The sequence below is a fragment of the bacterium genome (genome assembly GCA_019695305.1).
GTDB lineage: Bacteria > UBA10199 > UBA10199 > UBA10199 > JAIBAG01 > JAIBAG01.
The window spans coordinates 44,319-67,636 of sequence record JAIBAG010000015.1; the positions used below are offsets into that span (position 1 = coordinate 44,319).

General features: G+C 42.3%; 27 protein-coding genes. 12 read left to right on the forward strand and 15 right to left on the reverse strand.

The annotated features are described in order from the left end of the window. Position 1 precedes the first annotated feature (1 nt). A complete protein-coding gene (locus K1X76_08110; GenBank protein MBX7149036.1) occupies positions 2-1,081 on the reverse strand; it encodes a phosphatidylserine/phosphatidylglycerophosphate/cardiolipin synthase family protein in 1,080 nt (359 codons plus the stop codon). A gap of 54 nt (positions 1,082-1,135) precedes the next feature. On the opposite strand from K1X76_08110, the gene K1X76_08115 reads away from it, so the two are divergent. Further along, positions 1,136-1,690 carry a 4'-phosphopantetheinyl transferase superfamily protein gene (locus K1X76_08115; GenBank protein ID MBX7149037.1) on the forward strand — a complete coding sequence of 185 codons (555 nt, stop codon included), beginning with the start codon at positions 1,136-1,138 and terminating at the stop codon, positions 1,688-1,690. Between the two features lie 2 nt (positions 1,691-1,692). Here the strand turns inward: K1X76_08115 and efp are convergent, their stop codons facing one another. Then, positions 1,693-2,244 carry an elongation factor P gene (efp, locus tag K1X76_08120; GenBank protein ID MBX7149038.1) on the reverse strand — a complete coding sequence of 184 codons (552 nt, stop codon included), beginning with the start codon at positions 2,242-2,244 and terminating at the stop codon, positions 1,693-1,695. A gap of 4 nt (positions 2,245-2,248) precedes the next feature. Beyond that, complete coding sequence (locus K1X76_08125; protein ID MBX7149039.1) at positions 2,249-2,851, reverse strand: DUF4412 domain-containing protein; 603 nt, start codon at positions 2,849-2,851, stop codon at positions 2,249-2,251. Positions 2,852-2,941: 90 nt separating this feature from the next. Here K1X76_08125 and K1X76_08130 point away from each other — a divergent pair, with 90 nt between their 5' ends. From K1X76_08130 to K1X76_08150, 5 genes are read left to right on the forward strand one after another with little or no spacing between them, the layout of a single operon-like run. Then, the gene (locus K1X76_08130) at positions 2,942-3,301 is read left to right on the forward strand and encodes a stress response translation initiation inhibitor YciH (protein MBX7149040.1); all 360 of its coding nucleotides are present in this window, start codon (positions 2,942-2,944) and stop codon (positions 3,299-3,301) included. After that, positions 3,301-4,611 (forward strand): chloride channel protein, encoded by a 1,311-nt coding sequence (locus tag K1X76_08135; protein ID MBX7149041.1) that lies wholly within the window; start codon positions 3,301-3,303, stop codon positions 4,609-4,611. The genes K1X76_08130 and K1X76_08135 overlap by 1 nt, the downstream gene beginning before the upstream one ends. A gap of 2 nt (positions 4,612-4,613) precedes the next feature. Then, entirely contained in the window at positions 4,614-5,219 is a 606-nt protein-coding gene (locus tag K1X76_08140; GenBank protein ID MBX7149042.1) for a DTW domain-containing protein, read from the forward strand. Then, complete coding sequence (locus tag K1X76_08145) at positions 5,216-6,286, forward strand: radical SAM protein (GenBank protein ID MBX7149043.1); 1,071 nt, start codon at positions 5,216-5,218, stop codon at positions 6,284-6,286. The genes K1X76_08140 and K1X76_08145 overlap by 4 nt, the downstream gene beginning before the upstream one ends. Continuing rightward, positions 6,273-6,605, forward strand: a complete 333-nt coding sequence (locus K1X76_08150) for a DUF1232 domain-containing protein (GenBank protein ID MBX7149044.1) — start codon at positions 6,273-6,275, stop codon at positions 6,603-6,605. Before K1X76_08145 ends, K1X76_08150 begins: the two co-directional genes overlap by 14 nt. Before the next feature lies 1 nt (position 6,606). Here the strand turns inward: K1X76_08150 and K1X76_08155 are convergent, their stop codons facing one another. After that, positions 6,607-8,346, reverse strand: a complete 1,740-nt coding sequence (locus K1X76_08155) for a hypothetical protein (GenBank protein MBX7149045.1) — start codon at positions 8,344-8,346, stop codon at positions 6,607-6,609. A 60-nt stretch (positions 8,347-8,406) separates the two neighbouring features. Further along, positions 8,407-9,063, reverse strand: coding sequence for a hypothetical protein (locus K1X76_08160; protein MBX7149046.1), 657 nt, complete (start codon positions 9,061-9,063; stop codon positions 8,407-8,409). Positions 9,064-9,191: 128 nt separating this feature from the next. Here K1X76_08160 and K1X76_08165 point away from each other — a divergent pair, with 128 nt between their 5' ends. After that, positions 9,192-9,497: a hypothetical protein gene (locus K1X76_08165; protein ID MBX7149047.1), complete on the forward strand. Its 306-nt coding sequence runs from the start codon at positions 9,192-9,194 to the stop codon at positions 9,495-9,497. Between the two features lie 12 nt (positions 9,498-9,509). Here the strand turns inward: K1X76_08165 and K1X76_08170 are convergent, their stop codons facing one another. After that, entirely contained in the window at positions 9,510-10,085 is a 576-nt protein-coding gene (locus tag K1X76_08170) for a TMEM175 family protein (protein ID MBX7149048.1), read from the reverse strand. Positions 10,086-10,234: 149 nt separating this feature from the next. Here K1X76_08170 and K1X76_08175 point away from each other — a divergent pair, with 149 nt between their 5' ends. Continuing rightward, complete coding sequence (locus tag K1X76_08175) at positions 10,235-11,437, forward strand: hypothetical protein (GenBank protein MBX7149049.1); 1,203 nt, start codon at positions 10,235-10,237, stop codon at positions 11,435-11,437. Between the two features lie 6 nt (positions 11,438-11,443). Here the strand turns inward: K1X76_08175 and K1X76_08180 are convergent, their stop codons facing one another. Further along, entirely contained in the window at positions 11,444-12,898 is a 1,455-nt protein-coding gene (locus K1X76_08180; protein ID MBX7149050.1) for a DEAD/DEAH box helicase, read from the reverse strand. Between the two features lie 202 nt (positions 12,899-13,100). On the opposite strand from K1X76_08180, the gene K1X76_08185 reads away from it, so the two are divergent. After that, positions 13,101-13,670, forward strand: a complete 570-nt coding sequence (locus tag K1X76_08185) for a hypothetical protein (protein ID MBX7149051.1) — start codon at positions 13,101-13,103, stop codon at positions 13,668-13,670. 7 nt (positions 13,671-13,677) lie between these two features. Here K1X76_08185 and K1X76_08190 read toward each other — a convergent pair whose 3' ends face one another. Genes K1X76_08190 through K1X76_08205 form a run of 4 tightly spaced genes read right to left on the reverse strand, consistent with a single transcriptional unit; the run spans position 13,678 to position 16,267 of the window. Then, on the reverse strand, positions 13,678-14,424 hold the full coding sequence (locus tag K1X76_08190) for a type 1 glutamine amidotransferase (protein MBX7149052.1): 747 nt from the start codon (positions 14,422-14,424) through the stop codon (positions 13,678-13,680). Positions 14,425-14,437: 13 nt separating this feature from the next. Beyond that, complete coding sequence (locus K1X76_08195) at positions 14,438-14,728, reverse strand: antibiotic biosynthesis monooxygenase (GenBank protein MBX7149053.1); 291 nt, start codon at positions 14,726-14,728, stop codon at positions 14,438-14,440. Positions 14,729-14,752: 24 nt separating this feature from the next. After that, the gene (locus K1X76_08200) at positions 14,753-15,298 is read right to left on the reverse strand and encodes a M48 family metallopeptidase (GenBank protein MBX7149054.1); all 546 of its coding nucleotides are present in this window, start codon (positions 15,296-15,298) and stop codon (positions 14,753-14,755) included. A 12-nt stretch (positions 15,299-15,310) separates the two neighbouring features. Then, a complete protein-coding gene (locus tag K1X76_08205; GenBank protein MBX7149055.1) occupies positions 15,311-16,267 on the reverse strand; it encodes a hydrogen peroxide-inducible genes activator in 957 nt (318 codons plus the stop codon). A gap of 135 nt (positions 16,268-16,402) precedes the next feature. Between K1X76_08205 and ahpC the strand changes: the two genes are divergently transcribed. Further along, on the forward strand, positions 16,403-16,969 hold the full coding sequence (ahpC, locus tag K1X76_08210; protein MBX7149056.1) for a peroxiredoxin: 567 nt from the start codon (positions 16,403-16,405) through the stop codon (positions 16,967-16,969). Between the two features lie 65 nt (positions 16,970-17,034). Next, on the forward strand, positions 17,035-18,600 hold the full coding sequence (gene ahpF / locus K1X76_08215; GenBank protein MBX7149057.1) for an alkyl hydroperoxide reductase subunit F: 1,566 nt from the start codon (positions 17,035-17,037) through the stop codon (positions 18,598-18,600). A 45-nt stretch (positions 18,601-18,645) separates the two neighbouring features. Here the strand turns inward: ahpF and K1X76_08220 are convergent, their stop codons facing one another. Further along, positions 18,646-19,212, reverse strand: a complete 567-nt coding sequence (locus K1X76_08220) for a hypothetical protein (protein ID MBX7149058.1) — start codon at positions 19,210-19,212, stop codon at positions 18,646-18,648. A gap of 119 nt (positions 19,213-19,331) precedes the next feature. On the opposite strand from K1X76_08220, the gene K1X76_08225 reads away from it, so the two are divergent. Beyond that, positions 19,332-20,330, forward strand: coding sequence for a hypothetical protein (locus tag K1X76_08225; protein MBX7149059.1), 999 nt, complete (start codon positions 19,332-19,334; stop codon positions 20,328-20,330). A 49-nt stretch (positions 20,331-20,379) separates the two neighbouring features. Here the strand turns inward: K1X76_08225 and K1X76_08230 are convergent, their stop codons facing one another. The 3 genes from K1X76_08230 to K1X76_08240 all read right to left on the reverse strand — a co-directional run bounded on the left by K1X76_08230 (position 20,380) and on the right by K1X76_08240 (position 22,425). Further along, positions 20,380-20,970: a hypothetical protein gene (locus K1X76_08230; GenBank protein ID MBX7149060.1), complete on the reverse strand. Its 591-nt coding sequence runs from the start codon at positions 20,968-20,970 to the stop codon at positions 20,380-20,382. Positions 20,971-21,159: 189 nt separating this feature from the next. Then, entirely contained in the window at positions 21,160-21,828 is a 669-nt protein-coding gene (locus K1X76_08235) for a hypothetical protein (protein ID MBX7149061.1), read from the reverse strand. Between the two features lie 171 nt (positions 21,829-21,999). Then, positions 22,000-22,425 (reverse strand): PaaI family thioesterase, encoded by a 426-nt coding sequence (locus K1X76_08240; GenBank protein MBX7149062.1) that lies wholly within the window; start codon positions 22,423-22,425, stop codon positions 22,000-22,002. Between the last annotated feature and the right edge of the window lie 893 nt (positions 22,426-23,318).

The window sequence follows — 23,318 nt, forward strand, 5'->3', positions numbered from 1 at the left end:
GTCACATCCATTTTCTAAAAAAATAGGCAAATTTTTCAATAAGTTTTTGCCACCATGGGCGTTTTTTCCATTGGGCTAATGTAATTTCATGTGCCGATTCCAAATCAATTTTAAATTGATTTACTAGTAATTCTCCATAGCTTGCATCTTGCCCAAAAAAGTTAATTTCTAAATTTTTATATAAACTTAAATAATCAAAATTAGAGGTGCCTACGGTAAACCATGTTCCGTCAATAACTGCACTTTTGGCGTGCAACACACGGTTTTGATATTCGTAAATTTTAACCCCCGACTTTAAAAAACGAGTGTAGGTTGATTGGGAGGCCCATTTAACCAGTTTAATATCGCTAATGCCGGCTGTTAGAATGCGTACATCAACTCCCGAAGCTGCAACAAAACGCAGTAAACGGGCCAGGCGCCTGTTAGGGACAAAATAAGGGTTTGTAATCAAAATGTTAACTTTAGCGGTACGAATAGCCCGGTCATACTCGGCGCGAATAGCATTTTGTCGACGCCATCCTTTTGAGGATGCCAGATGAAAGGGGCCTTTTTCCCAAACAGGAGGTTTTGATTTATACCAAAAATTTTTTAGAGACAGTTTATTGTGATTCCACACATCGCCAAAGTAAAAAAACATTTCTTGTACCAGCTCGGGAATGTCAAACTTGATACCCGTATCGCGCCAGGGGGCACGACCATTGTCATCTATAAAATATTCCGACCCAATGTTAAAACCACCCAGAAATCCTATTTTTTTATCGATAATCATCATTTTACGATGGTTACGATGCCACGAGGGTCTTTGTGGAGTTAGGGGTGGGTTGTAAAATTTAACTTCTACCTGACCGGCTTTTAAATCGTCAAAAAGATCGGATGATGATGATTGGCAACCCAGTTTATCGCATAAGAGGCGCACTTTAACATTTTGTTGAGCCTTTTTTTTTAGAAGTTCGGCAAATTCCCAACCTGTTTTGTCGCTGGCAAAGTAATACATTTCAATATCCACGCTGGTGGTGGCCGCCATAATATCGTCGCGGAGGGATTTGTAATAAAGCGGGCCCTCAAAGAAAAACTGGATCATGTTTATGGGATAATTAGTTTTGACGAATGATGCAAGCTGGAATAAGGCTTAAGTATGAGTTATCTTGAGATTAAGCCCAATCAAGTGCATGTGTGGAGTCTTCCTTTTAGCCATAAAGACCGTAAAAAAGTTGAAAAAGCTTTTCACGAAATTTTACAACATTATTTGCCAAAAACCTCTCTTGTTTTTGTTAAAAATAAATGGGGGAAACCCAGCTTAAAAGGTTTGCCACTCCACTTTAATATTTCTCATTCTGGCAATTTAGCTCTTTTGGCGATTAGCCTAAATCAACCGCTGGGCGTGGATGTAGAAAAAATGCGCAAAGTCAGTGTTGGTAAAATTGCTGAGCGATATTTTTCAAAAAAGGAATGTGAGTTTATTCAAAATTTACCCAAAGCCAATCAAACCAATTCCTTTTTTACGCTTTGGACTCAAAAGGAAGCCATTGTTAAAGCTAAAGGAGTAGGGTTGGCAGGGGGGCTCTCTAAAAATCCTCAAAAAGTTGCGGGTTATCAAGTAGAAGCATTAGAAGTAAAAGAGGGGTATCAAGCTTCTATAGCGGTAAAAGGAAAATTAGGTTCTATTGTTTATTGGGATCCGGGCAATTAAGCTTAGCCTTTTTCCATGTAATCGCCCGTTTCGGTGCTTACCACAATGGCATCGCCTGCTTTAATAAAGAGGGGCACTTTTACAATTAATCCATTGATGAGTTTGGCGTCTTTAAAGGCGCCGGCGCTTCCTTTAGAGGGTGGGTCGCATTCGGCAACTTCAAAAGTGAGCTTTGGGGGAAGAGTTACTGCTACAGGTGTGCCTTCGTAAGTAGAAACCGTAATAGTACCTTCGGGTACCAGGTAAGGCAAAACTTCTTCCAATATATCCTGACCAATTTCTACCTGCTCAAAGCTGGCCGGATCCATAAAATGAAAGGTGTTGCCATCTTGGTATAAAAAATTAACGTTGCGTGTGGCTACACTTACTTGTTCTACCGTTTCGGCCGATCGAAAACGGATATTGTCTTTATTATTAGTTTTTAAATTGCGTACTTCGGTTTGGATTACCGCATTACCTTTACCAGGTGTAATGTGCTGCACTTTTAAAACGCGCACAAGATTGTTGTTAATTTTTAAAATTTGACCAACACGAATTTGGGTAGCAACAATCATATATTTATTGTCCTACTGGTGGAGTGGATGGAGAGGGGGCGCCCGGCATAGAGGGCATATTCATTACCTGGTAGCCGGCAGGCGGTTCAAAAAGAGAAGCATCTTGCGGGCCGGGTACCACGTTACGCCAGATAATTTTCATATCGCCCGCTTCCGATTCCATTACAACAGGAGTACGGTTAGCTTTGTTAATCCAGAAAATCATGGGGCGGCTGGTAGCATAATTGAGTTTATATTTGTCACACTGTACGCCCTCCATAGTTCCTTCACCTACAAGTTCAAATTTTAAGTTTTTTGTGTCAAAAGCCATGGCGCTATCGGTATCCTTTTGAGTTAGAGGCATGGTGGTTACCATTTTTTGTGTGTGCATGATAATGTACATTAAATTTTTATCGGTACGTGTAATATTACTCATTTGCATGCCCATGGCATTTACATCCACGCGTACTTTGCCGTTATCAACGTAAATTTTGCTGGTAACCTTTGGCCCGTTAGGGATGTTAATTTCCTGTTCTGCCGACATTTGTTGCGCCCAGGGTGCTGTAGGGATTTGAGCGTGAACGTTAAATGATATTAAAGCCAAGAAGGCAAAGATGATTTTTTTCATGGGCTGTACTCTACGAGTCCTTGCTCTAAAAGGCAAATAAAACCTGTGCGTTTTCTTGACTTCATTTTTTAGGAGCTCTAGACCATGAATATGAACAATACGCGCCTGGTGTATTCAACCGATCCAGCACTGAATAAACAATGCCCCAAGTGTAAGGAGTTAATTTCGGAATGTGTTTGTGTAGCCGATGAAACAGTGGTTCTGAATCAAATTACCGCCAAATTACGCATTGAAAAAGCTGGCCGTGGCGGCAAGACTGTGACGGTTATTGATGAGCTGCCGCGAGCCGAGAAGTTTTTAAAGGAACTCTGTACCGAATTAAAAAGGAAATGTGGGGCGGGCGGTACGTCTCTTATTGGCGCAAAGGGAGGAATTGTTGAAATACAAGGTGACAAGAGAGATATTTTACGTGATGCCTTGGTTAAAAAAGGTATAAAGGTAAAAGGTTGATGGATAATATTAAAAAGGCATTCTTAAATTTGTTTTCTAGGCACAGTATAGAGGCATGTGCTTATATTGGTGCGGCTATTTTAACGGGAATTGTTTGCGTGGAATTTATGCGTTTATTCGAGATTGTTTTATCTCATCGTCTCGATTTTGTAACAATTGGCCCTTATGTTTGGCTCGTAACGCCACTGTCATTTTTGATTATTGTAATATTGATTAAAAGATTTGCGCCCTTTGCAGCCGGCACTGGGATCCCTCAGGCTGTATATGCGGCTCGCCATTTTAAACCGGGTACCGAAAAAAGATTGTTTCCTCTTATTTCTTTTCCTACTCTTTTAGTTAAGTCTATGGCGTTGTTGGCCGCAATTGCTGTGGGAGCTTCTACAGGACGTGAAGGACCAACAGTTCATATTGCCATGTGTGTTTTTTGCCTTTCCCTTACTTTTGTTCGTCGTTTTACAGGCTTAAAATTTGACATGCGTTCGGCTGTGGTAGCGGGAGGAGCGGCTGGTTTGGCGGCTGCTTTTAACACGCCTTTAGCGGGAGTTGCTTTTGCTATCGAAGAACTTTCGTCAGATGTTTTTACCAGTATGAAAGAAATTGTACTGATTGCCATTATTGTAGCGGCTATTACAGCAAAAGCATTTACTGGCGATTATTTTTATTTTGGTAATTTAATTTCGGGGGGCGATTTGTCGCTTACTGCAATTGTTTTTATCGCTATTGTATCGGGATTGTGTGGGGCATGGTTTTCTACGTGTTTGTGGAAGGGACAAAGATTTGTTCAGAAAAATATAACCAAAACTAAATGGATTTATGCGTGGCCGTTTATCTGTGGTTTGATATTGGTGTGTATTGCCAGCTTGTCTCATGCAGATGTAATGGGGCCTGGAAATACTGTGGCTAAGCAATTGTTGGAGGGAGAAACTGTGAAGGGTATAATATTATTCCCCCTCACAAAAATCATTGCCACTTTGATGACGTTTTGGTCCGGTTTGGCAGCTGGTATTTTTGCCCCGTGTTTGGCAGTTGGGGCGGCTATTGGTAATATTCTGGCTGGCGTTCTTCATGTTTCATTAGCCAGTGCTGCTTTAATTGGGATGGCTTCTTTTTTGGCTGGAACTATTCAGGCTCCTATGACCAGCTTTATTATTGTTTTTGAAATGACCAACGATCATCATATGTTGTTACCGGTTATGCTGGCTTGCTTGATTGCTGTTGTGGTTGCCCGCTTAACGGGATCACAGCATCTTTATAAAACACTTTCCGATTTTTACGCTGAAATTTTTTCTGTTCCACCCGATAAAGCTTAAATATGCTGAGAGATAATTGCTACTTTTGTCGTCGGCCAAAAGCTTTATGTTATTGTGGACTGATAACGCCGGTGGATAGTTCTATGCAGTTTGTTATTCTTATTCATCCCATCGAAAACAAGCGTAAGATTGCCACAGGCCGTATGGCGCATTTGTGTCTTAAAAATTCACGTTTAATTACCGGGCACGATTATAGTGATAATATTGAAGTGAATAAAATTATTACAGATCCACAGAATGATTGTTTTCTTTTGTATCCGGGGAATGAGGCTTGTGATTTATCGGTTTTGGTTAAAAAAGAAGAGAAGACAAAACAAAAAGTTATTTTTGTGGTGGATGGAACATGGGCTACGGCTAAAAAAACAGTGAAGTTAAGTCGCAACCTTCAACAATTGCCCACCATTTGTTTTACACCACCCAAACCATCTTCTTTTAGAATACGTAAACAGCCCAAGCCCTATTGTTATTCTACCATTGAGGCTATTCATCATATCCTTGATTATTTTGAACCTAAGGGCGATAGAGAAGGCAAGCCGCACGATATTCTGCTTACACTCTTTAACCGCATGGTAGAGCAGCAGATTGAGTTTGTGCCTCTAAAAACATGAAACCTCATCTCTTTAGTTTATTGCCTCAAGATCTTGTCAATATAACTCAGGATTTACCACAAAGTATCACGCTTGCCGAAGCCTCGCGTCTGCAGGCGCATGTTTTAGGAGACGGCAAAATGGATTTTACGCTGCGTCGTCCTATTCGTAAAAGTTTGCAGGAAGTTTTATCTCAAAATTTGGATACATCATTACTCAAGATTATCGAACGGATCGAAGACCCGGCCGATAAAAGTGTGCGCTATTTGTTTGAATCGCACGATGGATCACTCATTGAAGCGGTAAAAATTCCTCTTTTAAAGCCGGGGCATTATTCGGTGTGCCTTTCATCCCAAGTGGGTTGCGCCATGAAGTGTGATTTTTGCGCTACGGGGCGTTTGGGATTTAAACGTAATTTGGAAGTGTGGGAAATGATCGCTCAATTTTGGCAAATTAGGGCTGAAACGGATGGGCGCTTGAGTGGTGCCGTGTTTATGGGGCAGGGTGAACCGTTTAATAATTACGCCAATGTTATCAAAACAGCGCAGCTCTTAAATTCGCCCAGTGGATGTCGTGTTGATTCTAAAAATATTACCATTTCTACTGTAGGTTTGGTGCCACAAATTAAAAAATATACCGAAGAAAATCATCCTTATCGTCTTATTGTGTCACTCACATCCGCGGTTCTCGAAAAAAGAAAGCAGATGCTCCCTGTGGCTGCTGGGTATTCGCTGGAAGAATTGGCTACAGTGCTAAAAGCATATGGTGCTAAAAGAAAAGAGCGCTTAACGTTGGCCTGGGTGCTCATCCGGGGTTTTAATTCCGGAATGGATGAAGTAGAGGCGCTCAAAAAACTAATGGGCGACACGCCCTACAAATTAAATTTAATTGATGTGAATGATGCACGTCCACAAGGCTATAAAAGAGCGGATGATGCCGAGCGCAAAGCCTTTCAAATGATGTTGCAGGATTTAAAAGTGCCTATTGTAAGACGTTACTCAGTAGGGAATGCGCGCCATTCAGCCTGCGGGATGTTGGCGGGAAAGCGTTTGAATGAAATAGAAGAGGCAACATATGGAGCAAAATAGAGATCTGCACTGGATTAAAGCTTTGGTAGTCAAAGCGCAGGAAAAATTAAATGCCAATTCCGGCAAAGTGGGCGTTGTACGTTCTAATCTTACCCTCATGATTAAAATGGTGGGTGATGTAGCGCGTGGTCGTTTTAAATTGCCAGCTAAAACGGTGATGAGTCTTATCGGTGGCCTTATTTATTTTGTGAATCCTGCCGATTTTATTCCCGATTTTATTTTTACGCTCGGTTATTTGGACGATATTGCAGTAATCCAATGGATATACTCGCGCCTTAAAGATGATTTTAAACGCTATGAAGCAAGCGTGAAAAAATAATTTAAGCTTTAAGAGTTTTGCGAATTCTCCATAACGTTATTCCTAAAATAAAAACAAGAAAAACGGCAGGAAAGGGTGCTTCAGAGTTTCTAAGCTGACAGCCCCCGGAGGATCCGCTGGTATCCGCCTGATCAAATTCATAAGCCCCAATATCGGGTGCGCTGCCTTCGCTGCGCAGGGTGCCAATAATATCATCGGTGGGTAATTCGGGTGCAGCATCATCGCCTACGTCAATCATAGGCGATGTTGATTGTAAGGCGTAGCCTCCGTTAGTGGGGTCGGTAAAAAGAGGGTCTACATCTAAATTATTACCCTGATTATCGCCCAGAGAAGCTAAATCACAATCGGTAGAGGCGCAGTATTCGGTAAAGTTGTTGTTAAATAAATTTACCGTGTAAGTAAAGATGCCGGGGCTTACAAAAATATCGTCACCTTCGTTGGTGGCGGTGTTGCCGCGGATGATGTTGTTATAAATGTTGATGGTAACGTCGTTTGCATCCAGCAAAACAAAAAGCCCGCCACCCTGATCGCCAGAAGTGTTGTTGGCAATAGTGTTGTTGGTTACGGTAAGCGTTTGTTCGCTGGAAAGTGTTGCTCCGGCACCATCGGATGCGGATGTGTTATCGGCAATAACGTTGCTCACCAAAATAATGTCGCCATCGGTAGAAATGCTAGCACCACCTTCGGTATCGGCCGATGTGTTTTCGGCAATAATGTTATTTTCCAAAACAATATCGGCACCGTTAAGTCCGCTTACAAGAATGCCACCAGCCACAAGGTCGGCACTGTTGCCTGAAATAGTGTTATTCGATAAAGTAAGGCTACCCCCATCAACCCTCGCTTTTACGCCTCCACCCGACGTGGGGGCTTCATTGTTTTCGAAAGTAGAATTGGAAAGAGTGAGTGAAGTATCGGTAAGGTCTAAGTTTAATCCGCCCGAATCGGAACCGCTAATATTATCGCTCATCGTTAACGTATCGAGGGTGATTGTAGCACTATTACCAAAAACCGATAAGCCTCCTGTGCTAACGGCAGGTCCGATCGTGATGGAGTTTGCTGTAAATGTTGTGTTAGATATGTTGCATGTACCACGGCAATTAATGCGGCCACCGGCATAGCTACCTGTTGCTTCGTTGTCGGTTACATCGACGTTTTCCACGGTCAAGGTTCCTCCGGTAGCTGAAAGAATATTAAAACCACCACCTTCACCGCTGGCTGCATTACCTTCAAAAGTGGAATTTGTGATCGAAATATCTCCCGTGTCTGTGGTTGCAGCTAATCCACCACCGTTTAAACCAACGTTATCGGAAAATGTAACGGCATCTACAGTAATACTTCCTTCCTGGCTCGAAAAGCTAGCTCCTCCCGGGGTAACGGTATCAAAACCATTTTGAATTGTCAGATTTGTTAACGATATATCGCCACTACCCGTCATGTTGATCCTTAAAACGGTATCGGTAGCTCCACCACCAGCCAATATGGATGTTTCGGTACTTTCGCCGGTAACTGTGAGTGCAAAGTTTTCGGCTGATGAAAATGTAAAGGTAGTATCCCCGGCCTTATCTGATACATTTATTGTGCTTGCCGGCAATTCGATAGTATCATCTTCGCCATTTGCTTCGGCTGTGGTCAGCGCTGTTTGAAATTCGTCAGCTGTCGTCGGAGTAAATGTTGCTGCGTTTACAAAGCTAGAAAAAGTGGAACAAATTACTATTAAAGAAAAACGGAACAATGATTTCATGCAGGGTCTCCTTAGAGAATTTGTGTATCTAAACGCATGAATCCTGTCAAATGAATGTAATTATCTTTTCCCGTTTACCGAAATAATCCACGCCGGGCATTTTTGTAAAACCGTGGTGGTATTACGAACTGTACCTGCAGGAAGTGTATCGGGATCGATGGTCATGTTCACGCAATCCATTACCATGTTTTGTGGAGGAAGTACGGTTAGCCCAATGGGAGAAATGGGAACCATAGAATCGGCTGTCATGCATTGCCATTGATACAAGCCTTGTATGTCGTAAATACTAAGTCCAACCCATAAAATACTGCTAAAAACGGGGGGGATATTGCCCGTTAAGGTCACGGTTTCATTTCCGTTGTTGTAAACAATGCTATCAACACTGCAGTCAAAGTTTTCGTTGGTATAGTGATCAGTCACTTCGTAGCTGTATGTGCCATCGTAAAACCCTGCCGTTAAGGTATGTGTGTATTTGTTAACGCTAAAATAGGTAAGCTGCACATCGGTACTGTACTGAATATGCTTTAAAAAAGTTTCTATTTCGGTGCTTAAGCCCAAAGGGTCAATATCGCAGGTTTCCAAATTGTCATCTAAAGGACAAAAGTCTCCCGTATCTAACGCCTCCACAAGGGGCGAAGGTGGTAGTTCTATATTAACCTTATAACCCTGCAACCCTTGATAAATCTGTGCCTGATAAGTATTTGTATTTGTGCCCATGCGCGCGTCTTACCGTAAGTGCTAAGCAAATGTAAATACAAAAATGACGCAATACGTCATTTTTTACAGGGCGGGATTATGATGTGAAGACGCTTGATTTTATTATGTTTAATTTTTAAAAGGGATCTATGCGTACCATTATAATACTCGTTTCTTTACTTTTTATAGCCTTTAACGCCCATGCGGTAACTTGGCCTATGACCATAAAAGGTCGTATTTCACGAGTAGAAAAAGGTCTTTATCATACCAACTGTTTTTTTGTGGAAGACGGCCAATTGGAAGAAATGGCCCTGTGGCCTCAAGATAAAATAAAATGTGAACCCCTGATTGGCAAAAACATTAATGCCACCATTAATCACGAAAAAGTAAAAATAGAAGGTGAGTATGGTACATTAGATGTGTTGTGGTTAACAAACGCCGAAGTTATAAAATGATATTTTTTTTGATTAACCGTTTAAAACTTTTTCTATACGTTGATCGGGAACAATCCACATAAAGGCCACGCTTAAGTAAATGGCAAAGGCCACCCAGGGCTCTACAAACGAAAGCGGGATGGCTAGTGCGTACAGGGCTTGCGAGAATAAGCCTTTTACGTCTTTTCCCACGGCTTTGGCCAAGGTGGAATCTTTTCCATGCAGTTTAATAAGACTACGCGATAAAATATAATAAGAAAGTCCCGCCATAAACAACACCCCTCCATAAAGAGCCACGGGGGTGGGGGCAAAATGATTTTCACCCATCCAGGCGGTAGCAAACGGAAAAAGAGATAGCCAAAAAAGCAGATGTAAGTTGGCCCACAAAATGCGGCCGTTTACCTGGCGTACGGTGTGTAGCATGTGATGATGATTATTCCAGTAAATACCCACATACATAAAACTTAAAATGTAGCTTAAAACGGTATGAAAAAGAGGGGTGAGCGCATCCAGATGTGTTCCCTGTGGTGGGGTGAGCTCTAACACCATAATGGTGATGATAATGGCTAGTACTCCGTCGCTAAAAGCTTCCAGTCTGTTTTTATTCATATGGCATGTTTATGAGCAGTGTTTCTTTTTGGCAAGTAACATTGTTGGGGTATAGGTTTTATTTTTGATAGAAATTATTTTTAAATATATCTTTTCTATTTTATTTTATTCTCTAAAATAAAGCGATCATCTTAATCAGGGGGAGGGGTATGATGTTTCAATCAAAAATTCGTTTAATGGCGTTATTTTTTCTTTTTTTGGGCTTAGCTCACTGCGGCTCGGGTTCATCTCTTACAAGCGAAGAACAAGCTCAGGAAGATCTTGAAGCCGCAATTTTACCCGTTACTGAAGAAGTGTTTAACATTGTGGCCCAGGCTAATGGTTTAGAGGATGCAACGTCGGCACCCACGGCAATTAAAGCTTTAGGTAAAACCGTAGATACCACCAATTTAAATTGTAATTTTACCGAATCAGGTGGCAGTGGTATGGATTTAGCGCAAAATGGGCTGGCTGGTACTTTTGGTATTGCCGGCAGAAGTGGTTCTTTTGTTACTTTAACAACCGATAGTTATTGCGGCAAGGGCGGTGAGTACACTGCCTTTTCTTTAAATGGAGCCACCAAGCTTTCATTTTCATGCAGTGGAATTAAGGCCACCGATATCGTGTTGGGTAATGGGGTGTTTAAAACAACAGCCGATCAAACCGAATATTGGGGAACTTTTGGTTTAAGAGTAAGTAGTGGTTCGGTGAGAACGATGAATATCCATATCATTTTCGGGGCAACAGCCGCTACCAGTTCGTGGCAGTTTAAGTATGTAGATACAGGTGTCACCTGGGTTAGTAATAATTTAGGAAGTTATAGTTGCCAAGGAAACTCTACCGAAGAAGCTCCAGAACCAACTGGTAGCATGAGTAATCTTTATTTATTTCACTCGGATGATGCCTTTACTGCCGATTTTGGAGGACGTACGGCTGCCGATTTCATTTGTCGTGTCACACACGATCAGAGTTTATCCGACTTAAACTGCATTAATGGTGTACGTGCTTTTTTAAGCGTTGATACCGATGATCAAATTTCCAATATGCCGGATAACTATGGGGTAGAAACAGATTTACCTATACTAGACGCGGCCAATTCGGATGCGGCTATAGCCGATACCTGGACTGCCATGTTGGCGGAACCTATAGAGTTTTCTGATCCTATTATCGATACGGCTCTAACGGTAGATTGGTGGAGTGGGAGTAGCGTTGTTGGTGATGTAACGGATGGTTTTACCTGCGACGAGTGGACGTCTACCGATAGTATGATGAGTACAGCTACAGGGAAGGCAGATGTAAGAGATTTTGAGTGGATTAATGATAGTGAAGGTTTTTGCGATGATAGCGCATACATTATGTGCCTGTGCTATTAATGAAAGTTATTTTTTGTGTTTCTTTTTGCCGCTGGCACCAAAGTAGTGGCGTTGTTTAAATTTTTTGTTGTGCTTTTTATGTTTTGAATGCGAATGGTCGTCGCTGCGATTACCTTCTTTATGATGATCTTCTTTTTTATGTGAACGTTCTTCTCGCGTGGCTTGTTCCTTAAATAAATCCGGAAATTTCATGGCTAAAAAGCGGCCCACAATTTCTTCCTTGCTCATATCGGCAAGGCCCTGTTTCCATTCGTCACTCAACAGTTCCATTACACGTCCATGAGCCTTTTGTTCTTTAAAGGGAGCTAAGATATAACCCAATTTTTTCTGAGCAATTTCTTTGCCGCTGGGAATTTTGCCTTCGGTCATGCGGCTATTGGTCATCTTCTCAATCCGCGGGATAAGACCTCGGTTAGAAGGCGTTACTAAACTCATGGCATAGCCCGATTTTCCGCTGCGGGCGGTTCTTCCAATGCGGTGTACGTAATTATCAAGCTCGCGGGGGATAGAATAGTTAATAACGTGTGTCACATCCTTCACGTCAATTCCACGGCTGGCTACATCGGTGCACACTAAAATGTTTACGCGTTTATTGCGAAAAGCTTGCATGGTGTATTCGCGGGCGTTCTGGTTTTTATCGCCGTGCAAACAATCTACTTTGTAGCCTTTATTACGCAAGGCTTCGGTTAAATCCATTACCAGTGCTTTGGTTTGGCAAAAAATAATGCCGTAAAAATCATCGGCGGCATCAATTAATTTGCAGAGGACATCCTGCTTTAAGGCCTCGCGGGTCAGATAATAAATTTGCTCGACAGTTGTTGAGAGCATTTCTTTTTTATTGATCTGCACATGTTTGGGTTTTTTAAGATAAGTATCGGCAATGCGGCGTACTTGCGGCTCCATGGTGGCCGAAAAAAGCCAGATGTTGCTGGTTTCGCGCGGGGAGGCTTTTAAAATTTCTTCCAGTTCATCTTTAAAACCCATCGAAATCATCTCGTCCGCTTCATCGAGAACTAAGGTTTTAAGATTATCCAGTTTTAAAGTTTTGCGTTCCAAATGATCAATCAAGCGGCCGGGAGTGCCGACAACGACATGCGCGCCGGCTTTAAGACCATGAAGCTGTTCGTGATAACCGGCCCCGCCGTAGATAGGGAGCGCTTTAATATGCAGATGTTTTCCTAAAAGATTAATCTGTCCAGCCACCTGAAGGGCTAATTCGCGGGTAGGGCACAAAACAAGCGCTTGAGTCACGCGTTTTGAAACATCAATGCGTTCTAAAAGAGGAATAGAAAAAGCAGCGGTTTTTCCCGTACCAGTAGCCGCTAATCCAATAAAATCAGTGGGTTCTCCCAAAAGAATAGGAAGTGCCTGCGATTGAATGCCAGTAGGGCTTTCATAATTAAGATCGGTAAGCGCCTGCATCAAGGGCGCACTTAAGTTTAAATCAGCAAAAGTAGTCATAAGGGGGCCTGCTCTACACTAGGGGAACAAATAAAGATAGGTATATTTCGAGTGCTTTTTTTGGCATGAAGCTTGCTATCTTTAAAAATAGAGGGGGCGGTTTTGAAAAAAATAACAATGTTTTCGTATGTTACGGCCTTATGGTGTGAACAAGAAACAGGCAATTGCCGCAAAATAAGGCTGAAAACGGAAAGGATACAGTATGGGTTCAATAGGTGATCTTTATAACAGTCAATTTCCCTCAAGTTCCGATATTCATTTGTGGAATAGTGAAATTGTACAGGTCGATGGTGTTGATTATGTCAAAGAAAATGCCTTGGATGATTATAATGGCGATGGGAAAAACGAGTTCATCTTGTATAAAGTAACCGGCTATTACGGTAAAAATAAAAATCCCCTTGTCCATAACGGGAGTCAAGAAGGTCTTGTTCGCTTTAGCAATGGCGATGGCTTTATTGATGTTGAAGCTCAAGTCTCTTATACCGAAACAACAACTTCAAAAGGGACTCGTCTTGTCGATAGAGGGGTTGTGGATTTAGAAACCCAAGAATCCGATATCGATTTTTATGGCTATGACGAATTTATTTTTCATGTGGGAGATACATTAGCCTTAGGCGATGAAACGGTGACAGTGCTGGCGGCTAGTTATCAGCCGTTTCAGGGATTAAAGATTTTTGTGCTGAATGAGAATGAGACTATTAGCCTGGTGGGTCGTCGCCGGCTAAAGCCTATAGAATCTTCAGGTATTGTGATTGATACGATTCGACAATAATGCAAGTTCACCGTGAGGGAAGAACGCCGCGTTTTTTCTTATCTCCAAAAAGTTTGATAAATTGGCCAAAAGTATGCTGGCTAATAGTATTTAATCGTCCAAGGCAGACATCGGTTTCTTCTAAAATTTGCTCGGGATTGGGTTTGTGACGTAATTGTTTTAATTCCTCACAATGCATGGGCGTTGTGAGCCATCGATTAATCAGTGCTTTATCAACTTCGAGATGAAATTGTAGCCCGTATACTTTAGATCCATAGCGAAAAGCCTGGTTAGGACAGAGGGCAGATTTGGCTAGTCGCACTGCCGATTTAGGTGTTTCAAACGCGTATCCATGCCACTGAAATAATTTTTCACAGGGTTCAAAGAATTTAAACAGAGGGTCCTCACTGGCTTCTTGTGTAAAATTAACATCATGCCAGCCAATTTCCTTTTCATGGTTTTTAGAAACTGGTGCGCCCAATGTTTTGGCAATGAGTTGTGCTCCTAAACAAATACCTAAAATTGGGATATCCTTTTTAAGGGCCATTTCTATCAATTTAATTTCATAATTAAGATGTGGGTGTTTGTGGGTTTCGTCCACATTCATGGGGCCGCCTAATAACACAAGGCCGTTGTAGCCTTGTAAATCGGGTTTTAAATCGGGGAAACGGCTAAAATTGGCATAGCGAATACGAAAGCCGTTTTTTTTAAAGAGCGGATCGAGCGTTCCTAAAATTTGATGCGGGACATGTTGACAAACCAAGATTTTGGCCATTTATTTATGTTTATTAAAAAATAAAATTATAAAATTTTACCTCTACATCGTTTTCAATCAAGTTTTTTGTATTTTCCATTAAAGCCTTAAAGTGCGGCGTATTGGTGTGCAGGTTAATAGCGGCCTCATTTTTGTATTGCTCGTAAAACAGGAACTCGCGAAGGTTTTTGGGGTTTTCCTGCAAGGTATAAAGAGCGCAGTCTGGTTCTCTTTTACGTACTTCTTTTACCATATTGATTAAGTGGTTTTTAAGTTCGTTTTCTTTTCCGGCTTTAGCCAGCCAGGCGGCAGTAATAATGATCATATTTTCCTTAGTATAAATAAAGTACTACATCAGCAGCAAAGTACTATTGAGTTTAAGCCAGAGGCTAGCCTCTTTGTAATTGGGGTACATCATGGCCACTTGTTCCCAAAACCTATGAGAATGATTGTGATGTTTCAAATGGGCCAACTCGTGAACGACCACATAATCCAAAACCCATAAAGGAGCAAGGACGAGCCTCCAAGTGAAATTAAGATTTCCTTTGATGCTGCACGATCCCCAGCGTCTTTTGGCCGAATTAATTTTAATGGTGCTGTAGGTAAGATGATGCGCTTGAGCATATAATTCAACGCGCTCTTTAAAAAGAAGCTTGGCCTGTTTTTTATAAGCTTTTATCAATGAAGTCCGCGCTTGCGGATGAAAACGCAGGTATGGTGCAGGGCGTTTTTTGATGCGGCTTATCGTACGGTTAATCCACGGTGTTTTTTCGGCAATCACTTGTTCTACAAAAGAAAGCGGGGCGCGCAATGGGACGCGTACAACAAGTTTGGCTTCTTGTGTGATGTGTAATCCTACCGTACGGCGTTTGCAGCGAACAAGTTCGTAGTTCATATTTTTGCTTTCTTAGCACACATCCAATACTTTCTGGTTTTTATCAGGCTTTTGTCCAATTGTGGAAGGTAAATTTTTGGCTACGGTTTCCTCGATAGCTTTAATGATACCCAGTTTCCAGTGATCGCGCCTGTAGATAAGGCTTATTTCGCGGGTGGGATGTGGTTGTTTAAATGGGCGTACATGATTTTTAAGTTCGTCCTGGCGCAAGCCAAGCGTCATGAGTGCTGGTATAAATGTATAACCCATATTTTTTTGAACCAAACGGCGCAAGGTATCGAGGCTTCCACTCTGAAAGCGAATATTTCCCATGTTATCGGCATTGCTGCGTGGAAGAGAACAGTAATTGAGCATCTGGTCTTTAAAACAATGTCCATCTTCCAAAACCCACATTTCCAAATTATCCAATTTGTCGCGCGGAACTTCTTTTAGTTTGAGTAAGGGGTGGTTGGTAGAAAAATAAATATAGAAGGGCTCGTAGTACAGTGGGTGCACCTTAAAGTTATTTTCTTCAAGAGGGGTTGCTAAAATGGCGCCGTCTAAATGATCGTTTTCCAACTCTTTAATAATGGTTTCAGTTTTCATTTCCTCAATAAACAAACGCACGTGCGGAAAATTTTGAGAAAAGGGTTTTAATATGAGGGGGAGCAGGTGGCTTGCCACAGTTGGGATAATGGCTAATTTAAAATCGCCGCTCACGCCACCGCCTTTGGTTTGTTTAGAAATATGAAGTAGCTTGTCGTAGTTGCGCATGAGAGTTTTTGCCTGCTCTAAAAAGCGCTCACCTTCGGGTGTGGGTAGAATGGGTTTTTTGCCACGATCAAAAATAATGATACCCACTTCATCCTCAAGTTTTTGGAGCTGTTGCGAGAGAGTAGGCTGGCTTACATGACTTTCTTTAGCGGCCTTTCCAAAATGCCTTAGTTTTTCAATAGTTAGGGCGTATTGAATTTGGGTTAATGACGGCATAACCAAAACTTATCATCATAGTTAAAAACTATCAATTCATAAATATAATCGATTTTACTTATTTATTGGCTTGGCGCACATTGGGTTCAACACTTCTTCATGTAGAAGAAGATTAACAAAATTTGGAGACTAACTATGAACACAATCATCAACACAAAAGTAATCGATTTTAGTGTGCAGGCTTACCACGATGGAAAATTTAAAACCGTCACCCAGAAGGATATTGAGGGTAAGTGGAGCATATTCTTTTTTTACCCTGCCGATTTCACCTTTGTTTGCCCTACCGAATTAGGGGATATGGCCGACAAATATGAAACGTTTCAAAAAATGGGTGTGGAAGTGTACTCGGTGAGTACCGATACGCACTTTGTGCACAAAGCATGGCACGATGCATCCGATACCATCAAAAAAATAAAATACCCCATGCTGGCCGACCCCACCGGTACCTTAACGCGTGCGTTTGGTGTGCATATTGAAGAAGCGGGCTTGGCCTACCGTGGCACCTTTGTGGTGAACCCCGAAGGTAAAATTAAAATTGTGGAGATCAACGACAACGGCATTGGGCGTAGCGCCGATGATCTGTTGCGCAAAGTGCAGGCCGCACAATTTGTGGCCGAACACCCAAGTGAAGTGTGCCCTGCTAAATGGAAGCCCGGCGAAAAAACCTTAAAACCCGGTTTGGATTTAGTAGGTAAAATCTAAATAATCACAGGCTTCATCCGTGAAATGTGTGTCACGGATGAGGCTGTGTTTAAAAGGGACTGCTTATGCTTGATTTAGAAATGAAAAAACAACTTGAAGAAGTTTTCAGCCGCCTTGAGAGCGAGCTTATATTGCGTGTTTACAAAAGCGCGCATGCCGATGAACCGCAGCTTTTGGAAATGCTGGGTGAAGTGGCCAGTACCTCGCAAAAAATAAAAATTGAAATTGTGGATGATAAGGTAAGCAAGGTTCCTTCATTTGAAATTGCCGTAAATGGGAAGTCGAGCGGTATTTTTTTTACAGGTATTCCGGGTGGGCATGAGTTTACCTCACTGGTGTTGGCTATTTTAAATAGTGATGGAAAAGGAAAAATTCCCGATGACGGTATTGTGGCCCGTGTAAAGCGTTTAAAAGGAGATGTACGTCTTAAAACTTATGTTTCACTCTCGTGCGAAAATTGCCCCGAAGTAGTTCAGGCCTTAAACCTGATGGCTACTTTGCATCCCTCGCTTGATCACGAAATGATTGATGGTGCCTATGCTCAGGAAGAAGTGGAGGCTTTGGGTTTACAAGGTGTGCCTAGTGTTGTGCTGGATGGAAAGCTTCTTCACTCAGGCAAGATATCGTTTTCCGATTTATTGCAAAAGTTGGAAGAGCAGCTGGGGAGTAGCGCGCCAGCCAATATCAATACCGATTTGGGTTTTTACGATGTAGCTGTTATAGGCGGTGGGCCAGCCGGAGTTACCTCCGCCATTTACAGCGCGCGCAAGGGTTTAAAGGTGGCCGTTATTGCCGATAAATTTGGCGGGCAGGTGCAGGAAACCAAGGGGATAGAAAACATGATTTCGGTTCCTTACACCGAAGGGCCTAAGCTTGCGGCACAATTGGGTGAGCATCTCAAACAATACCCGGTGAAATTATTAGAGCATCGTCGTGTGGTGTCTCTTTCAACAGATCATCCTAAAAAAATTACCTTTGCCAGTGGCGAGGTATTAACAGCCGATGCCGTTATTATTGCTACCGGTGCCAAGTGGCGCGAGCTGGGTATCCCTGGCGAGAAAGAGCACATTGGCCAAGGTGTTGCATTCTGTGCTCATTGCGATGGTCCCTTTTATAAAGGGAAAAAAGTGGCTGTTGTGGGTGGCGGGAATTCGGGCGTGGAGGCTGCTATTGATTTGGCTGGTATTGTCAGCGAGCTTACCCTCATTGAATATAGCGATAAGCTTAAAGCCGATGATGTTTTAGTGCAGAAATTAAAATCACTGCCTAATGCCACTATTGTGGTGAATGCCAAAACACAAAAAATTGTGGGTGATGGCAAAAAGGTAGTGGGGCTAAATTACATTGATCGCGCTACTAACAAAGAAACGCAACTTGCTGTTGATGGCGTGTTTGTCCAAATTGGGCTCTTGCCCAATAGCCAGTTTGTAAAAGATATTCTCAACATTAACCCCATGGGTGAAATTATTGTGGATGCCCATGGTCGTACCTCGGTGCCGGGTATTTATGCAGCAGGTGATGTAACCACCATCCCGTTTAAACAAATTGTGACAGCCATGGGGGATGGAGCTAAAGTGGCATTAACGGCTTTTGAAGATAGAATGCGAGGCGTGCTGAATAAAGCGGCTTAAGAAGGGCCTGCCTTGCAGGGTTTACTGCAAGGCAGGCCTTAAAACTTATTTTACGCGTGTCCACTCAACAGTCATGCTGGGATGTTTGGGATCTTTGCTGGAGCATGAGGCCGAGAAATGGTTTTTGTCTTTAAACACATAAGTGGAATCGCCCATGGAGGGTGTTCCCTTGGGGGTTTTGCCATCTACTTTAGCTACTTTAAGGGTAACAGTGTTACCTTCGCTTTTGGCTAGTTTTAAAGTAGGGCGGTTTTTAAGCATGCAATAATGAGTCATGGCCAGTTTGCCACGATTGTCGTCGTAATAAACCGAAACCATCTCGTAGGGTGTTCCTGGGAAAATAGTTTCTAAAACAGCGCTGCCACTTGCGGTTACTTTATATTCGGTATACATGCGCTGATTTTTTTTACCAAACATGGAGGTGGTCATAGTCCAGCGGCCTTCAAGGGCTTTAAACTTTTTTAATTCGGCCGAACTGGTATCGGGGCCTTTCATGCCACAACATTCTTTTTTAGCATCTTTGCTACAACCTTCTTTGTGGCCGGCTTGGGCTGAATAGGAAAAGCTGGTTACAAGTAAAGCCACCATCATTACTTTAAAAATCTGCTTCATAAATATCCTTGTTATAACCCGGGGAATTCCGGGGCAAGTAACCGTAGCAAAGTGGTTTTATTTTGCAAGCTGCTTGTTTTTAGTAGCTTAATAGTGAGGGGCGTTATAGCCATGCGCGTATGGCACAGGGCAAAGATAAGTGGAAAAAGTTTGTAAAGGCGTCTCAAAAAGGAAAGGCGGTTTTGCACACCGTTTTAAATGGCTTGGTGGGTGATTTGCTGGCTACTCTGCATCCGCCTTTAAGTATTGGCATGAGTTTTAGAGAAAAGGGAAAAGACCTTTCTGTTGATGAGCTTTCAAAAAAAATAAAAGATAAAAAACACGTCATCGTTTTTGTACATGGCCTTATGGCCGATGATACCATGTGGACCTCTAAAAAAGGTTTTGGCACACGGATTGAAAACGATGTGGATGCCCTGTGTTTGTACGTGCGTTATAATTCGGGCCTGCATATTTCGGATAACGGTAAAGCGTTGGCGGCTCTTCTTAAAAATTTTACAGATCGATTTTTGGAAAATATTTTATCTCTTACGCTTATTGGTCACTCTATGGGTGGATTAGTTATTCGCAGTGCCGAGTATGTTGCGCAAAATGAAAAGCACACGTGGCTTTTAAAGTATAAAACCTGCTTGTTATTAGCTCCGCCGCTAGCGGGTTCGCATTGGGAACAGTTAGGTTTTTCGGCATCGTTTGTGTTAAAAAAACTATGGAACATCCCCACGCGCATTATTGGTGCCGTTGGCGATTTAAGAAGCGGCGGCATACACGATTTGCGTCATGGATTATTAGTAGAAGACGATTGGAAAAATCACAACCAGCGCCATGTCTTTAAGCACACCAAAACACAGGTGCCGCTTGTGGACGGTGTAAACTACCATGTGCTTACGGGAGAGATTGCCAATAAAGAGGACTCGGCCTTTAAAAAGTTTTTTGGTGATGGGTTGGTAGGAATAAAAAGCGGAAAAGGGGAGTCGCCTTTTGTGGAAAAAGATCCGTTAGTGGGGAGAGCCACTTTTAAACATTTTTATAAGACGAGTCATATGAACATGGCTTTTAGTGCTGGGGTTTATCAGTATGTGAAGAGGGTGGTGGCGATGGGGTCAACTCTTGAAATTTGAAAAAATGAATTCCTATTTCAAATTTCAAGAGTTGACCCCCTGTCGGCTGTTAATAAGCCTGAAACGATTGACTTTGGGGCGTGTTTACCGTGCATGTGAGCGTCTCGTCATCACAAACGATGGGGCCTAAGCAAGCGTTTCCCACTCCTTGGGTTGAAGGATCGATCAGGTCATAATTGTAATCAAAAGGGTCACTTGTTACGGCTGCACCAAAAGGAACCACGCTTGCCGGAGAGTTATCGCCACTGACGTAATTTGACGATGTGTAATCAGAATCGGGAGACATAATACCAATACTTAAACACCATCCCTCTCCAATATCGGCATCACCTGGCCAAGAACAGCCTGGGAGCGAGCAGGGAGGAGTGCCCACATTTGAAGATATAAAGTAAATGCCATTGTAGATAAGATTATATAAATAATTTTGTCCTATATCGATACTTTGGCCCGCACTAAAAGATACCGGCTGTACAATGGTTCCACCCACATTATCGCCACTAATTATGTTTCCAAAACACGCCGAGCAATCATTAACATCAAAAGCCGCAATATATAATCCGTACCCCGTAACCGAAGCATCTGTCGCATTGGTTATTGAAATATCGGAGAGCGCTGAATTTTCAACATCCTGTGCGCTCATTAATGATTCGGTGCTAAAGGGAGGGTTGGTGTCTTCTGGTTCAGATTCCGGTGGAGAGGGAGTAGAGGGGGGATCCGATGGAGTTGATGACGCTGGCTCCCAATTTTCTGAACATGCGGAAAAAACAAAAAATATTAAACTTAAAAGGATAAAAAAAGATCGTCTTATTTTCATAACCAAATAGTCCTCTTAAAACGACTGAGTTTGTGATGATGTAACAGAACAGGTTAAAGTTAAATCGTTGCAAGAAATAGGGCCAATGTAGTCGTAGCTGCTGATAAGATCGTAATTGTAGTCTCCTCCAGAAAGTGCTGATGAAGAAGGAACGACTTTCGCTGTATATGCCCCCGTTACTGAAACGGGCGCTATAGCTCCAACATAGATGCACCAATTATAAACTGTTGAATCTTCGCCCCAAGTACAGCCAGGTAAGGCACAGCCAGGAGGGCTGATTGGCTCAACGATTCTAAGGTAATAGGTGGCGTTATAGATCATGTTGTATAAATAATTCTCTCCAACGGCAGCTTCAGCATTGGCCTCAAGTGTAACAGGCATCACCATGGCACCTGCGGCAATATTGTCGGTCGATGGGTACATAACCGTGGCACTTGTACAGGGCTCACCCTCTGCTACATACGAAAATTGTCTCACATAAAGACCGTACACAGTTGCTGCACTCGCTCCGGTATTTTTTAATTTGAAATTCGATTCGCTTACGGAGGCAGCTAAATCTTTAGAAGTGGAAAAGTTTTTGCTGTGTTTTGGTTTAAATGGTTTGTTTGCAGATTGCGCTTCTGTAGTAAAGCATAGCGTAACAAAAGCTAGAGTAACAAAAACAATAAACGAATTTTTAAGCATTGTTCTACCCCTACAATTTAAAAAAAGATGGTTTGAGATTTATACCAAAGAAATAATTTGGCTTAATAGTAAATGTATTAAAAAAGAGGGTCAAGTTATTGCTTAGCCAGGAAAAAAAGAGCGTTGTTGAATTATTGAAATAACTTTGAACACTCAGAGGTGCGTATTTGATTAATTTGAGCTTTCAATCGATTTAGATGTAGTCGCAAAAGTGCCCGAGCCAATGGCTACTAATCTGCCCGATTCCGAAACTACTTTCATTTCGGCGGTGGCTAGGCGTTTTCCGGCGCGAATTAATGTACCAATCGATTGCAAATTTTCCTGACGGGCTTCTTCTAAAAGTTTAACGCTAAATTCTACGGTGACCACCCAACATCCATAATGCGCCGCCACGGTAAACCACCCGGCATTATCTAAAAGCGTGGCAATAAGACCGTCGTGCACATCGTTTAAAGCATGATCAAAGTTGGGATTACGTTTAAAATCAAAAATTCCCTGGCCTTTATCGTTGTAAGATAACGTCATCCCGGTTGTTTTTTTAATGGGGGCGGTGGCGAAGAGTTTAATTAATTGATCGCAAATTTCTTGTTGGGGCATGGTTTTTCTATAGACTAAGAAAACATAGAGCACAAAATAAAAAAGCTCCGTAATCGGGGCTTTTTTTATTTTGAAATTTTGCGGGGATTGTGCTCGCTTGAAGCTTGTGGTTCAAGTACAGCATTTTTTTTGCAAGAATCATGCGCACCTGACCTCCGGTCAGGTACAGCATTTGTATCGTTATGCTGGTTGGGTTTAAGCATTATGCGCACTTGTACTTGAAATAAAATTTCAAGTACAAGTACAGCATTTTTCTAACCTTCTATTCTCACCTTACAGGTGAGCCTATAAGGTAAGAAAAATGCGTCTCCTACGGGAATACCGCTCCGCACTGGCTTTGGCCAGTGCTCCGGGTACTGCTTCGCCCACCCAAACTGTTTTCAACAGTTTGGGACCCGGCTTCGCTGTCGAACCCTAAACACGGGTTTTCATCCGCGTAGGAGCACAAATAAAAAAACCACCCAAAGGTGGTCTTTTTATTTGGCGTCCCTATCGTAATAATTCGTGCACCTTCTCGACACCTCAGCGGTTACAATCCTTTTTGCCACCTTCTAGGAGTCTTAACTTTGGTTCAGGTTTATGCGCCAGGTCTTGGTAAAGAGCCTGAAGTTCCTGACCTATATAAAGGAACCATTTTGCAGTTTCGTTGTCTAGTAGTTCTTCCTGGGCAATCCACGTGCAGTCCCTAGCCATAGAGCGGATGCGATACAGTCTTACAAACTTTTCTACTCTTTCATCCATAGAAGTTTAGCTTTTAGTTAGGTCATAAACTTGAGCATTCCCATTCCGCAACATGAGACGGGTAGAACTGATAGCGTCTACAGGAAGAAAGAACTGGCCGAAGTGTACCCCATCAACGTCATGGTAAACCAAACGGATTACGCGCCCTAAGA

Bases quoted from the DNA above. Each gene is read 5' to 3' on its own strand.
- K1X76_08125 (MBX7149039.1), bottom strand. From the start codon at position 2,851: ATGAAAAAAATCATCTTTGCCTTCTTGGCTTTAATATCATTTAACGTT.
- K1X76_08175 (MBX7149049.1), top strand. From the start codon at position 10,235: ATGATGTTTCAATCAAAAATTCGTTTAATGGCGTTATTTTTTCTTTTT.
- K1X76_08170 (MBX7149048.1), bottom strand. From the start codon at position 10,085: ATGAATAAAAACAGACTGGAAGCTTTTAGCGACGGAGTACTAGCCATT.
- K1X76_08185 (MBX7149051.1), top strand. From the start codon at position 13,101: ATGGGTTCAATAGGTGATCTTTATAACAGTCAATTTCCCTCAAGTTCC.
- K1X76_08165 (MBX7149047.1), top strand. From the start codon at position 9,192: ATGCGTACCATTATAATACTCGTTTCTTTACTTTTTATAGCCTTTAAC.
- K1X76_08155 (MBX7149045.1), bottom strand. From the start codon at position 8,346: ATGAAATCATTGTTCCGTTTTTCTTTAATAGTAATTTGTTCCACTTTT.
- ahpC (MBX7149056.1), top strand. From the start codon at position 16,403: ATGAACACAATCATCAACACAAAAGTAATCGATTTTAGTGTGCAGGCT.
- K1X76_08200 (MBX7149054.1), bottom strand. From the start codon at position 15,298: ATGAACTACGAACTTGTTCGCTGCAAACGCCGTACGGTAGGATTACAC.
- K1X76_08235 (MBX7149061.1), bottom strand. From the start codon at position 21,828: ATGCTTAAAAATTCGTTTATTGTTTTTGTTACTCTAGCTTTTGTTACG.
- K1X76_08220 (MBX7149058.1), bottom strand. From the start codon at position 19,212: ATGAAGCAGATTTTTAAAGTAATGATGGTGGCTTTACTTGTAACCAGC.
- K1X76_08135 (MBX7149041.1), top strand. From the start codon at position 3,301: ATGGATAATATTAAAAAGGCATTCTTAAATTTGTTTTCTAGGCACAGT.
- K1X76_08205 (MBX7149055.1), bottom strand. From the start codon at position 16,267: ATGCCGTCATTAACCCAAATTCAATACGCCCTAACTATTGAAAAACTA.
- K1X76_08150 (MBX7149044.1), top strand. From the start codon at position 6,273: ATGGAGCAAAATAGAGATCTGCACTGGATTAAAGCTTTGGTAGTCAAA.
- K1X76_08115 (MBX7149037.1), top strand. From the start codon at position 1,136: ATGAGTTATCTTGAGATTAAGCCCAATCAAGTGCATGTGTGGAGTCTT.
- K1X76_08180 (MBX7149050.1), bottom strand. From the start codon at position 12,898: ATGACTACTTTTGCTGATTTAAACTTAAGTGCGCCCTTGATGCAGGCG.
- K1X76_08230 (MBX7149060.1), bottom strand. From the start codon at position 20,970: ATGAGCGCACAGGATGTTGAAAATTCAGCGCTCTCCGATATTTCAATA.
- K1X76_08240 (MBX7149062.1), bottom strand. From the start codon at position 22,425: ATGCCCCAACAAGAAATTTGCGATCAATTAATTAAACTCTTCGCCACC.
- K1X76_08140 (MBX7149042.1), top strand. From the start codon at position 4,614: ATGCTGAGAGATAATTGCTACTTTTGTCGTCGGCCAAAAGCTTTATGT.
- K1X76_08130 (MBX7149040.1), top strand. From the start codon at position 2,942: ATGAACAATACGCGCCTGGTGTATTCAACCGATCCAGCACTGAATAAA.
- K1X76_08110 (MBX7149036.1), bottom strand. From the start codon at position 1,081: ATGATCCAGTTTTTCTTTGAGGGCCCGCTTTATTACAAATCCCTCCGC.
- K1X76_08190 (MBX7149052.1), bottom strand. From the start codon at position 14,424: ATGGCCAAAATCTTGGTTTGTCAACATGTCCCGCATCAAATTTTAGGA.
- K1X76_08145 (MBX7149043.1), top strand. From the start codon at position 5,216: ATGAAACCTCATCTCTTTAGTTTATTGCCTCAAGATCTTGTCAATATA.
- efp (MBX7149038.1), bottom strand. From the start codon at position 2,244: ATGATTGTTGCTACCCAAATTCGTGTTGGTCAAATTTTAAAAATTAAC.
- K1X76_08160 (MBX7149046.1), bottom strand. From the start codon at position 9,063: ATGGGCACAAATACAAATACTTATCAGGCACAGATTTATCAAGGGTTG.
- K1X76_08225 (MBX7149059.1), top strand. From the start codon at position 19,332: ATGGCACAGGGCAAAGATAAGTGGAAAAAGTTTGTAAAGGCGTCTCAA.
- K1X76_08195 (MBX7149053.1), bottom strand. From the start codon at position 14,728: ATGATCATTATTACTGCCGCCTGGCTGGCTAAAGCCGGAAAAGAAAAC.
- ahpF (MBX7149057.1), top strand. From the start codon at position 17,035: ATGCTTGATTTAGAAATGAAAAAACAACTTGAAGAAGTTTTCAGCCGC.